The following is an 11,959-nucleotide window of genomic DNA, read 5'->3' on the forward strand; positions in this document are numbered from 1 at the left end:
GGCGTTTTTTTGTTTTGCCTGATGCCAACTATAACGAATGTTATGGTTGAGGGAAGATGCTCTGTTGGGTTCCGTAAAGTTTGTCAGCAAACCGCTGTGAGGATGCGGCTTCGAACGGGATCAAGGGGCAGCAGCGGGCTCAGATTCCGCCGGGGGTAAAATCGAATCCCAGCTCGCCCAAACCTTCGCACAAGGTGTCGACACAGCTGGCCAGCTCGTCGGCATCGGTCGATCGGATCACGAAATTGGCCCCGGTCCGGCCGTCACGGAAAAATGGATAGCTGCCGATCTGGCAGTGGCTGTGGCCCTGTTCGACCATGCGCAACAGATCGGCCACCTCGCTTTCCTTGATCCAGCCACCAACCGTCTCGCTCAGCAGAATCGCGCCGCCTTCCAGCTTGCCGGTCAGCGAATCGAGCATCTGCGCCGCGATGGAAGGGACGCCGGCCATCATGAGGATATTGCCGATGCGAATCCCCGGCGCGCCCGACAGCCGGTTGACGATCAGGTCTGCGCCCTCTGGCACCCGCGCCATGCGCAGCCGCGCATCGTTCAATCCGCCGCGCGTGGTGTAGTAATCTTCCAGGATCGCGCGTGCTTCCGGGTGGATCACCACCGGCACGCCCAATGCGGCGGCGACGGCATCGACGGAAATGTCATCATGCGTCGGCCCGATCCCGCCGGTGGTGAAGACATAGTCATAGGCCGTGCGCAGCGCATTGATCGCCTCGCCGATGCGATCCATCTTGTCGGGCACCACCCGCACTTCCGTCAGCCTGATGCCTTGGACCTGCAGCCATTTGGCCACCTGGGCGATGTTGCGGTCTTCCGTGCGGCCGGAAAGGATCTCATCGCCGATTACCAGCAGGGCGGCGGTCCAGATGCGGTCAGTCTGTGTCATGCCCTTCGGCTACGCCATTTTGGCCCCCCTCGCTACGGCCTGCGTGAACAATGGCCCACCAGTTGGGCTCGGTATGGCTGCAGCCCGGAATTCCGGCCCTGAAGTGAAATAGTGAAACGTTTCACTAAACCGTCACACCGCCATGTCAGTGGCCCCTGAGAAACATCTCAGGGGTTCCGAACATGTCTGCCATTCGCCGTCCGTCCCGGCCGTCACGCTGCCTGCTGCTGTGTGGTGCGCCCGTTCTTGCGCTGTCCATTTTTGCCGCTCCCGCCCATGCCGCCGAAGAACAGGCTGCCGAAGGACAACCCGCTGATGCGGGGGAGGCGATCATCGTCACCGGTTACAAGATCGGCCGGGGTGAAACCCGCGCGGTCGCTGCGCTGGGGCGGGATGACATCAATGAACGGCCGTTCGGGGCGGATATTACCCAGAGCCTCAACAAGGTGCCGGGCCTGCAGGTGACCACTGGTGACGCGCGCGGGGGCAGCTTCTCGTTCGAATTCGCCATGCGCGGCCTGAACAAGGAACAGGTTGGTTTCACGCTCGACGGCATTCCGACCGGGGACGCGCGCTTCAACGGCGGTTCCCCGCCGCAGCGCTTCATCGAATCGAGCAATGTCCAGCGCATCACCGTTTCGCAGAGCGCGGGCGATCTCGGTGCGCCCTCCCGTTTTGCGCTGGGCGGCTTTGTGGATTTCGTCACCGACGATCCGGCGCGCCGGGCGTCGGCCACATTGGAGGCGGGCTTTGGCTCCGATGATTTCTGGCGCGGCTACATCCGCCTCGACAGCGGCGAGATTGCGCCGGGCCTGTCTGCCTATGCCAGCTATTCGCGGCAGGAAAACGACGTCTGGACCGGCCCGGACAGCCGCCATTCTTCGCGCGAACACGCAGAATTCAAGCTGGTGAAGATGTTTGACGATGGCTCGTTCCTGAAAGGTCGGGTCAGCTGGAATGATCAGCAGGACAATGATTTCAACATCATATCCCTTGCAGAATTCCGCGCCGATCCGCGTTCCGACCAGGCAACGGATGCGTTGACCGGTATTCCAGCGACCGATGTCAATTTTGGCGGCGCGCTGGGGGGCACGCGGCAGGATTTTATGGCCTATCTCAACATGGGTTGGCAGCTGGGCGATACGGCTCTGCTGACGCTCAATCCCTATTATCAAACCCTGCGCGGCGAATCCTATCGCTATCAGGATCGCGCCCGCGCGCTGACGGGCAGCAATCCCTATGCCGTCACCGGCTATAACGCCAACGGTGGGGCGATCCGTCCGGCGCTGATCACCACCCGCAACAGCAATGCGCTGGGCGGCCCAGCCGATATGCGCGTCACCCCGCGCGATCGTGATCGCTATGGGGCCACGGCGGAACTCAAGCTGGAAAATCTTATCGCCGGCCACACGATCCGCGTTGGCGGCTGGTGGGAAGGGGGCACTTCCAGCGAGGAACGGCAGTTCTTCCGCATCACCGATCCTGTCGCCAGCATCGCCTATGATTCGTCGCGGCTGAACTATGTCGAATACCAACGCTGGACCAGCATCGAGACGACCATGCTCTATGCGCAGGATTCGGTGGAGATCGTGCCGGATCTGCTGCGGCTGGATGTCGGGGTAAACTGGCTCAATGTCGCCTACAAGACGCGGTCGCCGCTGGAATATTCGGCTCAGCTCGATTTCTCCCAGCATTCGGACATCAATCCGAAGATCGGCTTCAAGCTGACGCCCATGCGCCGCCTGGAAATCTATGGCGGCTATGCGAAGAACTTCGCCGGCATTCCCGAAGATGCCTTCCTCGGCTCGACCGCCGTTATCACGCCGACCACGCTGGAACCTATCCAGTCGGAAACCTTCGATCTGGGGCTGCGCTACACCACTGACAATCTCGCTTTGTCGGTTCAGGCCTATTCGGTCGATCTGAAAAACAACATCGGCATTGTGCCGAACGACACCAGCGCGACCGAGCCGGATGAAATCCTGCGCGGCAATGTCGCGACCCGCGCCGCCAACATTCTGGGGCAGCGCACGCGCGGGATCGAGGTGACCGGGCTGGGGCAGATGGGCCCGATCGATGTCTATGCCAGCTATTCCTATCAGGATGCCCGGCATGATGATCCGGCGATCGGATCGACCGAACGCGCGCAACTGGCCGCCGTTGGGGTCATCGGCGGAGCACGGGTGCGCAACATCCCGCGCCACAGCGCTTACGCCGAGATCGGGGTACGGCCGGTGGAGGGCGCACGGATCCAGGCCAATCTGCGCTATGTCGGCGACCGGGTCGGCGGACATATCGTCGCCAATGGGACCTACGCCGAGGTCAGCGTCGAAACGATCCCGTCCTATGTGGTGGCCGGTGTCTCGGCGACTTATGAGCTGACAGATGTCGGGCCGTTGCGCGGGCTGACCTTCCAGCTCAATGTCGATAATCTGTTTGACAAGGCCTATCTGGGTTCCGTTTCCAGCTCCACTGCCACCCAACCGGAATTCGCTTTGCCGGCCATTACGCTCGACCGCTATTTCCTTGGATCGCCGCGCACCTACACCCTGTCCCTCCGGGCGAAAATCTGATGGCGGCGCGGGTTTGGTGTGCCGTCCTGACATGCGCGCTTGCGGCAATTATCCCCGGCGTGCCGGCGCAGGCGGAGGAGGAGACCGCCACCGCCACGCCCGCCGTACGGCTGGAGCAGCGGATCCCGCTCGATCCCACCCGCTTCGACGCTCAGTTCGGCGGCATATCCGGGCTGGCCTATGACCGGTGGGCCAGGCGCTGGCTGATGATCAGCGATGATCGATCGGGGCACGGCCCGGCCCGCTTCTATCGCGTCAGGATTTCGCAGGATCGCCGGCAACGGCTAAAAATCGGCAAGGGCAAACGCGTGATCCTCACCGATCGGGCCGGTCTGCCCTTTCCCGCGCCGGGTACGGGCAGGGAGGCGGTCGATCCGGAAGCGATCCGGGTGATGCCAGACGGCACCGGCCTGTTGTGGACCAGTGAGGGTGATGTCGTCGATGGCTTCGGCCCCGCAGTGCTGCGGATCGATCGGCAGGGCCGGGAACAAGGCCGCATCATCCTGCCGGCCAATCTTCGGCTCGATCCGGGGCAGTCGTCCGGCATTCGCGACAACGCCACTTTCGAAGGGTTGGACATCACGTCCGACGGCGCCTTGTGGATCGCCATGGAAGGGCCGCTGATCGAAGACGGGCTGCCCGCCGCCCCCGGCCGCACGGCGCCGGTGCGGTTTTCGCGCCTGATGGATGGCGCACCGGCTCGCCAATATGCCTATCGACTGGACGCTGTACCAGTGCGGGGGCAAGGCGCTGTGGCCGACAATGGGGTCAGCGAAATCCTGGCCTTGGATGATCGCCACATGCTGGTCATGGAACGCTCCGGCGCCACTGATGCTGCCGGCCGCTTCCAGTTTCACAATCGCCTCTATCTGGCGGATTTCGGGGCAGCGCCGGATGTCGCGCAAATGGCCAGCCTTTCTGCAGGCACAGTGGCGGCCGCGCAGAAAACTCTTATCCTCGATTTCGACAGCCTGCCGGGGGCGCCCTTCGGCAATCTGGAAGGAATGGACTGGCTGGGCGGGATGCAGCCGGATGGTTCGCGGCGCCTGTTGATCGTCAACGACAATGGCTTCGAAGCAGACCGCCCTACCGAACTGCTGGTGGTAACGATAGCCGCCGGCCTGCTGCCATGATCCACCCTCACATTGTGCCCATATGCAGCCTGTGCCATGCCGCAACTCAGGGAGCCGGTCTTTCCATCGATGTCTCGTAATTCTTCCGACAAACGCCCCACGCTCAAAGATCTGGCCCGCGAAGCCGGGGTGTCGCTGGCGAGCGCTTCCTATGCCGTCAACGGCACAGGCTCGGTCGGCGAACAGACCCGCGCGCATATTCTCGAGGTGGCGCAGCGCATCGGCTATCGCCAGAACCTCGCTGCGCGGGTGATGAAGACCGGGCGTTCCGGCAATCTCGCGCTGGTCCTGCCCGATCTGACCAACCCGTTTTTCCCCACACTGGCACAGGCGCTGTTCCGCAGCGCGCGGGCGCGGGGTTATGGCATGTTCCTGATCGATACCGAGGGGAACGAGGAACTGGAACATTCTGCCCTGTCGCGGGTCAGCGACATTGGCGTGGATGGGCTGGTCTGGTTCCCGATCCGCGACAAGGACACATCGCAGGGCGTCCTCAAGCACATGCCGGCCGTGGTGCTGGACCGCACGGTTCCCGGCTTTGCGGCGGTCGGCGTCGATTATCACGACGCGGGGCGACTTGCCGCGCGGCATCTGCTCGACATGGGCCATCGCCGCATCGGGATCATCTCCGGGCCAGGCGATGTCGCCAGCATGCGCGACCGATGCGACGGCGCGCAGGCGCTGATCGCGGCAGAGGGGGAACTGGCGTTTCGGGTGGAAAACGCCTTCTCGGTCGATCTCGAACCGCCGGTGATCGATGCGCTGCTGCACAGCGATGCCACCGCGATCTTTGCCGCCGCCGATGTGATCGCCATCGGCGTGCTGCGCCACGCCCAGGCGCGGGGGCTGCAGATCCCGCGTGATCTTTCCGTCCTGGGCTTCGACGACATCCCCCTGGCGGATCAGCAGATCCCGCCGCTCTCGACCATCGAACTGCCGGTGGAAACGATCGCGACGACGGCCGTCGAGGCGCTGCTGGCACAGTTGGAGGCCGATGGACCAAAAACCCTGCCCGCCATGCCGCTCGTCACCACCAATCTGGTCGAGCGGAGGACGGTCGCGGCCCCGTCCGATGGTGCCGGTTCGAGCACTGAGCACCCAGCCTCGCGTCCCTAATTGTCTATCGCAGGAAAAACTCGACCGGCACGACCAGCTCGATCTCGTCCGGGCGGTCCTCCGGTATCGGGGGCAGCGGTTCGGCGCGGCGGATCGTTTCCAGCGCCGCGCGATCAAGCGAAGCATTGCCGGATGATCGCTCCAGCGCCGCGAACATCACGCGGCCGTCGCGAGCGGCTCGGAAACGAATGTGCACCACACCCTGCTGACGCCGCGTTCGCGCCGCTGAGGGATAGCGGCGCATCTGGTCTATGCGGGCAAGCACCCGGCCTTCCCAGCTGTCGGGCCCCGAACGAGGCGATGCTGGCCGCGTAGGGGGGGAGGGGGCAGCCGGGGGCGACGCAGGCGCCGGGCGCGGCTGGGCCGTCGCAGCGGAAGTGGGGGCAGGCGTCACCGGTTCGGCAGGCAGCTGGTTCTGGGCGGCGATCGGGGGAAACCGCAGCGCCGGGGCGGGCGCCGGTGCATTCTGCTGTGGCTGCACCGGCTGCTGTTCTGTCGGTGGCTGCGGATCTTCCGCTACCGGATCATTCTCAGGGGTGGATTCCGCTGCTGCAGGAAGCATTTCCACGACCATCGGCGCCGTTGCGCCCTGCACCTGCGGGCTGCTGTAAAACCGGATCGTCAGCACGATCGCGGCGCAGACATGCAGCAGGATGGTGACTGCCAATGCAGTCGCGCGGACCCCGCCCGAACTCCGGCCCGCATATCCCGACTGCGTCATCATCGCCATGACGATCGCACAGTCAGCCAGGCGGCAACGGCCATGGCGCAGACGGACAGGGCCATGCCCCAGCTCGTGATCCCGATGGCGAGGCCTTGATCTGCGACGGCCGGGAACACGCTGAGGCCGATCAGCAGGAATGCAACCGGCCGCATCGCCCGGGGTGGCTTGCCCTGCCGCCCGAGATCGCGCCGATGTCTCTGCATCGACAGCGCCAGCGTGAGAAAGCCGGCAGTGGCCAGCAGCAAGGTGAGCGCGATCATGCCCTAGCCCCGCGTATGAGCAGCAATCCCGTCGTTCCCAGGGCAACTGCGCTCAGCGCAAGCGAGAGGGTGACCGGGCCAGTGCCGCCCAGAATTGTCGCAATGCCCAGCAGAAACGCAGCGCCCAACATCATGCCCGCCCAGCTTGCCCACCGATTGTGCATCAGGGCCCAACCCAGACAAGCGGCCCAGCTCAGGAACAGGATCCGTATCTCCCACTCGCCGCGTTCGGTCAGATCCACCGGCAACAACCGATTGGCGGCGAAATAGGCCGCGATCGCCATGGGCAGCCCGGCGATGGTCGCCAGATTGAGCGCCGCGACCAAGCCCTTGCCGGACTCGGGTCCGCGCTTGACGGTCCAGAGCAGCAGGCCGGTGGCGATCAGCGCAGTGCTGGCCAGGCCCGAAAAGAAATACAGCCAGCGTGTCCAGGCGCCGCCGAACTTGGCAAAATGCAGCCCGACCATGACGCCGCTGGTCTCGATCCCCGGTGGGTAGCGGGTCTGGCTGGCAAGCATGCGGCCACTCGGCCCGTCGAAGGCGGCCCAGTCGGCCATCATGCTCAACCGATCGTCTGTGCCGCGCCAGAAGGTGACGATGGCCGCCGCATCGCCAGGATGGGCAACTGCAATCTGTTCGATGCGCCCACCGAGCTGGTGTTCGGCCGCCGCGAGCATCGGCAGGAGCGGTGCTAGCGGAGCAGACATTCCGCTCGCTTCTCGCTGTGTCGGGAGATACCAATCGGAGACATAGGCGGCGCGATCCCCGCCATAGCCGGCCTGCAATGCCCCCGGCATCAGCAGCACCGGAAAAATCATCAGACCGGTGAAGGCGATCACGAATTGAAACGGCAGGGTCAGAACGCCGGCAATATTGTGCGCGTCGAGCCAGCTGCGCTGTCCCTTGCCAATGCGAAACATGAAAAAATCACGGAAAATGCGCCGGTGCACGATGACGCCGGTCACCAGCCCCAGCAGCATCACCATACCGGCCGACGCAACGATCCACATTCCTACGGGGCCCGAATGCAGCCGGAAATGCAGATCGACCAGCGGCTCCGTCCCGTGGCTGTCGCGTGCGGCGACAACCGCCCCCGTAACCGCGTCGAACAGGGCATTGTCGCCTCTGTCATTGCCGGCGCTATCGGCTCCGGCCCAGGCGATCGTTACCCCGCCGTGATGCGCCGATGGCGTGATGGACCAGAACTCTGCAACTGGGGCCGCGCGCTGCAGATGTGTTTGGGCTGTTATCAGCGCCTGTTCGACAGCAACCGTATTTGCGGGCAGCTCCGGTTGCATCCACACGCTGATTTCATCGCTGAAAACCACTACGGTTCCCGTCAGCGCGATGACATACAGCGCCCAACCGAAAATGAGCCCCGACCATCGGTGGAGCCAAATCATCGACAGATGAAAATTCGCTTTCATGCCGTCGCTGACAGGATCAACAGGCAGACCAGCGCCGGGATGACAATGCCCGCCCAGGCCCATGCAGCGCTGCGTGCCGCGAAGGCCCAGATGATGGCTGCCAGATGGATCGGGAATGCCGCCATGGTTGCCCAGGTCACCGCCTCGGCGGCTGACAATGGCAAGGTCTCTGCCCCAAGCGCTGCGGCGGCGTTGGCGAGGGCAAAACCCCCCGGCCCCGCCGCCAGCAATCGACTGCCTATGCCAAGATGCTCGGACTTCACCATTTATAGGCGATGCTGCCCATCAGCGTGCGCCGCTGGCCCAGATAGCAGAAGGCATAGAAGGATGAATTGCAGCCCGTGACATAGCGCCGGTCGAACAGATTGTTGGCGTTGATCTGGGCTGTCAGCCCTTCGCCCCATCCGAAAAGCTGCGACAGGTCGAAGCCGATTCGTGCGTCGAATATGGTGGATGAGGGAATGCGCAGATCGGGGTTGTTGGCCGCATCCCCTTCCTGCCGGCTGACATAGCGGACACCTCCGCCAAGGGACACGCCCACCGGGTCTTCCCCGCCAAACCGGTAATCCGCCCAGAGGGATGCCTGGGTCGGCGGGACGAAGTGCAGACGGTTGCCGACTGGTGTGCCGGTTTCGCTGCTTTCGCGCACGCGGGCATCGGTGTGGCTGAAGGCTGCTGTGGCGTCGAGCCCTGCTGCCAGGCTCGCTTTCGCCTCGATCTCGACCCCGCGTGATCTCACCCGGCCGATCTGTACGCTGAACTGCCAGTCGGTCGGGTCCGGAGCCAGCACATTGCGTTGTTCGATGTCGAACACCGAAGCGGTGATGGACAGATTCTCGCTCGGCGGCTGGAACCGCAGCCCGGCTTCGAACTGGCGCCCGGTCAGCGGCTCGAACGGCAGGCCTGCGCGTGTTGCGCCGGGCTCCGGTTCAAACGAGGTCGAAAAATTGACGAATGGCGCAAAGCCATTGTCGAACAGATAGACGGCACCCGCGCGGCCGGTCAGCTTGCTGTCCCGCTGGCGGTATTCCGGCGTCGGGAAGTAGCTGGTCCAGCCCTGCGTGGCGGCCCAGTCGTGGCGGATACCCAGGGTGATGCGCAACCGGTCGACCGCGATCTGATCCTGCAGATACAGGCCATGCTGCCGCTGGGTGAAATAGAGCTGCGTATAACGATCGCCGAGTTCGCCGGGGCTGTTGTCCGGGTTGTAGATATCGACATCGACATAGGTTTCGTCGCCATAATAGATCGGAATGTCATCACGATTGGCCTTCGCCGTCATGAAATCATATCCGACCAGGATACGGTGACCGATTGCCCCGGTGTCGAAGGCGAATTCCACGCTGTTATCCAGCGTCAGGGATTGGAAGTCCTCCGGCGTGATGCCCAGATAACGGGTGGCGGTGCGAAAATCGTCGCCCAGTCCGTAAACCAGCGGATACTGAATGGAGGCGGCTGTGTCGGTGTAATCGGCGCTGCTGCGGATCCGGATGCCATTGCCGAAATCATGATCGAGCCGATAGCCGAGCAGCCATTGTTCGCGCAGATAGCCGTCGGTGCTGGAACCGAGGTAGACATCGGACGGAACCGGACCATTGGGATTGGGCAGCAGTGTACCCTCGGCAAAGAAGCTGCCGGCGCCCGTCTTGTCGTCCTGATAGGACGCGAACAAGTTGAGGTCGGTGTCCGCTGACGGGCGCCAGGCCAGGCTGCCGGCCACGAATACCCGGTTGTCGTCGATATGGTCCATCTGCGTGCGGGAATCGCGCGCGAGCCCGACGATCCGGCCGGAGAACACGCCCTCGCTGTCAAAGGGCGTGCTGATATCGATCTTGCCCTGGAAGCGCGAATAACTGCCTGCCAGCAATTCGACTTCTCCCTGCGCTTCGGCAGTCGGTCGTTTGCGCACCAGATTGGCAATCCCGCCCGGCGCACTGCGACCATACAGCACGGAACTGGGCCCCTTGAGGATTTCGACGCGCTCCAGACCGAACGGGTCGATCTGGGCCGTGGTCAGGTCGCCACGCGGTTGGCGGGTTCCATCGACATAGGTGCGGGCGGTGAAACCCCGGATGGTCAGATTGTCATCGGCGATGATCGATCCGGTGCGTTCGGCATAGACACCGGGCGTATAGCGCAAAGCCTGACCGACCGACTGGGCGCCTGTCGCAGTCAGTTGGTCTGCGGTGACGATGTTCACGATCTGCGGCACTTCGATCAGCGGCGTATCCGTCTTGGTGGCGGATGCCGTACGACGCGCGACATAACCTTCCACCGGCGCCCAGGCACTGGCTTCTTCCCGGGCAGCGCCGGGCGTGCTGTCGGTAACGCGTACTGGACCAAGCAGAACCGTCCCATCGGCCGCTTGCGGTGCGCGTTCCAGCACCACGTCCCCCGCATTGGTGAAGCGATATGAAATGCCCGATCCTGCCAGCAGTCGCGACAGGGCCTCAGCCGGCGCCATCGTACCGGTGACAGCGGTGGTGCGAATGTCGGGAATGGCCACGCCGCCCACGATATCGATGCCGGATTGCTGGCTGAATGCGGCCAGCGCCGTTGCCAGCGGCTGAGATTGTATGTCGAAGCGGGCGGACGCAGCCTGTGCCGCTGCCGTCATGGGCAGGACCATAGCCGTACTGGCACAGCCCATCAGGGCGAGCGCCAGCCGGAAGCGGCCCGCACGCATCGGGGTGGAAATGATCATGGTCTGGTGTCCCCTGTCGGTCGTCGTGGCAGCGCATAACGCGCCCTTCAGCGGCTAAGACGAACCAGCAGACGGATTGTCAGGGCTAATGCGAATTATTTTCAGGCATGAGCGTTTTCACGCTGCCCGCAGCAAAGTCAGCAGCTTGCCAACCCGCATCATCCGCATGGGAACCACGGCCGCAATTCGCTCAACGCCGGATGCCGCATCGTCCGTGCCGATCATCAGCGTGACCGGCTGCTGTGCCAGCGCATCATCCAGCACGATGATCTCGCTGCCCGACCAGCGGCCCAGCTCTGCGACAACCTCCGCCAGGGGGCGCGCGGCAAAGGCAAGCCGGCCATCGCGCCAGGCGAGCCGGTTGGGATCGCTGGTCTCTACCGGGCCCAGGCTCCCGTTCCCAAAAACGAGTGCCTGCCCGGCATTCACCTGTGCGGCGCTTTGATAGGCCTGCACCTGGACGGCATGTTCGGTAACGGTCACCCGAACACCCCGCTGCTCATTGGCCACAGCAAATGCCGTACCCAGCGCGGTCACCGTGCCATCCCCTGTTTCGACCCGGAAAGGGCGCGCCGGATCGCTCGCCACAGAGAAAAACGCCTCGCCGCCGAGCAGGCGGGCAACCCGCTCATGCGGGCGCATTTCGAAATCGAGTGCGCTCGCGCTGGAAAGCTCGACAGTCGATCCGTCGGCCAGGGCGATATTCCGTCGCTCCCCCGTGGTCGTTCGATGATCGGCAAATGGGTGCGGCCCCAGCGCAATTCGTCCAATCCCCGCGATGGCCGCAACGCTGGCCGCTGCAGCCATGCCACCGCGAAGCACACTGCGCCGGTCGACCTTCGGCGGGCTGTGTGCCAGGCTGGGCAAATGGCCGGATGCGCCCCACAATCGCTGGATCCGGGCGTAGCTTTCGGCATGGCGCGGGTCGGCATCCCGCCATGCTTCGAACATCGCTCTGGGCGCAGGATCGGCCGGATCGTCGTGCAGCCGCACAAACCAACGCGTGGCTTCGTCCCGAATTTGTCCGGTATCGCGCGTGCCGTCGCTCTCGTTCACGCTTGTTCGCCTCCCGGATGCGGTCCTATCGCCATGTCGGCCGCATTGACTAGACGAAACAGTTG

General features: G+C 63.9%; 10 protein-coding genes. 3 read left to right on the plus strand and 7 right to left on the minus strand.

Annotated elements, in window-relative coordinates:
• Positions 1 to 139: 139 nt before the first annotated feature.
• The gene (locus GRI97_RS15215; RefSeq protein ID WP_161392049.1) at positions 140 to 901 is read right to left on the minus strand and encodes a competence/damage-inducible protein A; all 762 of its coding nucleotides are present in this window, start codon (positions 899 to 901) and stop codon (positions 140 to 142) included.
• A 182-nt stretch (positions 902 to 1,083) separates the two neighbouring features.
• On the opposite strand from GRI97_RS15215, the gene GRI97_RS15220 reads away from it, so the two are divergent.
• From GRI97_RS15220 to GRI97_RS15230, 3 genes are all read left to right on the plus strand, one after another.
• Positions 1,084 to 3,474, plus strand: coding sequence for a TonB-dependent receptor (locus GRI97_RS15220; protein WP_161392050.1), 2,391 nt, complete (start codon positions 1,084 to 1,086; stop codon positions 3,472 to 3,474).
• Positions 3,475 to 3,533: 59 nt separating this feature from the next.
• A complete protein-coding gene (locus GRI97_RS15225; RefSeq protein ID WP_161392051.1) occupies positions 3,534 to 4,607 on the plus strand; it encodes an esterase-like activity of phytase family protein in 1,074 nt (357 codons plus the stop codon).
• 69 nt (positions 4,608 to 4,676) lie between these two features.
• On the plus strand, positions 4,677 to 5,723 hold the full coding sequence (locus GRI97_RS15230) for a LacI family DNA-binding transcriptional regulator (RefSeq protein WP_161392052.1): 1,047 nt from the start codon (positions 4,677 to 4,679) through the stop codon (positions 5,721 to 5,723).
• A 4-nt stretch (positions 5,724 to 5,727) separates the two neighbouring features.
• On the opposite strand, the gene GRI97_RS15235 is transcribed toward GRI97_RS15230, so the two are convergent.
• The 6 genes from GRI97_RS15235 to GRI97_RS15260 all read right to left on the minus strand — a co-directional run bounded on the left by GRI97_RS15235 (position 5,728) and on the right by GRI97_RS15260 (position 11,894).
• Entirely contained in the window at positions 5,728 to 6,444 is a 717-nt protein-coding gene (locus GRI97_RS15235) for an energy transducer TonB family protein (RefSeq protein ID WP_235917871.1), read from the minus strand.
• Positions 6,444 to 6,707, minus strand: a complete 264-nt coding sequence (locus GRI97_RS15240; RefSeq protein WP_161392054.1) for a DUF3325 domain-containing protein — start codon at positions 6,705 to 6,707, stop codon at positions 6,444 to 6,446. Before GRI97_RS15240 ends, GRI97_RS15235 begins: the two co-directional genes overlap by 1 nt.
• A complete protein-coding gene (locus GRI97_RS15245) occupies positions 6,704 to 8,110 on the minus strand; it encodes a PepSY-associated TM helix domain-containing protein (protein ID WP_161392055.1) in 1,407 nt (468 codons plus the stop codon). The genes GRI97_RS15240 and GRI97_RS15245 overlap by 4 nt, the downstream gene beginning before the upstream one ends.
• Before the next feature lie 20 nt (positions 8,111 to 8,130).
• Positions 8,131 to 8,400, minus strand: coding sequence for a DUF3649 domain-containing protein (locus GRI97_RS15250; RefSeq protein WP_161392056.1), 270 nt, complete (start codon positions 8,398 to 8,400; stop codon positions 8,131 to 8,133).
• Positions 8,394 to 10,838 carry a TonB-dependent siderophore receptor gene (locus tag GRI97_RS15255; RefSeq protein ID WP_161392057.1) on the minus strand — a complete coding sequence of 815 codons (2,445 nt, stop codon included), beginning with the start codon at positions 10,836 to 10,838 and terminating at the stop codon, positions 8,394 to 8,396. The genes GRI97_RS15250 and GRI97_RS15255 overlap by 7 nt, the downstream gene beginning before the upstream one ends.
• Positions 10,839 to 10,955: 117 nt before the next feature.
• Positions 10,956 to 11,894, minus strand: a complete 939-nt coding sequence (locus tag GRI97_RS15260; protein WP_161392058.1) for a FecR family protein — start codon at positions 11,892 to 11,894, stop codon at positions 10,956 to 10,958.
• Positions 11,895 to 11,959 lie beyond the last annotated feature (65 nt).

Source organism: Croceibacterium xixiisoli (assembly GCF_009827305.1).
In the GTDB taxonomy this organism is placed as follows: domain Bacteria; phylum Pseudomonadota; class Alphaproteobacteria; order Sphingomonadales; family Sphingomonadaceae; genus Croceibacterium_C; species Croceibacterium_C xixiisoli.

Bases quoted from the DNA above. Each gene is read 5' to 3' on its own strand.
- GRI97_RS15215 (WP_161392049.1), bottom strand. From the start codon at position 901: ATGACACAGACTGACCGCATCTGGACCGCCGCCCTGCTGGTAATCGGC.
- GRI97_RS15220 (WP_161392050.1), top strand. From the start codon at position 1,084: ATGTCTGCCATTCGCCGTCCGTCCCGGCCGTCACGCTGCCTGCTGCTG.
- GRI97_RS15230 (WP_161392052.1), top strand. From the start codon at position 4,677: ATGTCTCGTAATTCTTCCGACAAACGCCCCACGCTCAAAGATCTGGCC.
- GRI97_RS15235 (WP_235917871.1), bottom strand. From the start codon at position 6,444: ATGACGCAGTCGGGATATGCGGGCCGGAGTTCGGGCGGGGTCCGCGCG.
- GRI97_RS15240 (WP_161392054.1), bottom strand. From the start codon at position 6,707: ATGATCGCGCTCACCTTGCTGCTGGCCACTGCCGGCTTTCTCACGCTG.
- GRI97_RS15245 (WP_161392055.1), bottom strand. From the start codon at position 8,110: ATGATTTGGCTCCACCGATGGTCGGGGCTCATTTTCGGTTGGGCGCTG.
- GRI97_RS15250 (WP_161392056.1), bottom strand. From the start codon at position 8,400: ATGGTGAAGTCCGAGCATCTTGGCATAGGCAGTCGATTGCTGGCGGCG.
- GRI97_RS15255 (WP_161392057.1), bottom strand. From the start codon at position 10,838: ATGATCATTTCCACCCCGATGCGTGCGGGCCGCTTCCGGCTGGCGCTC.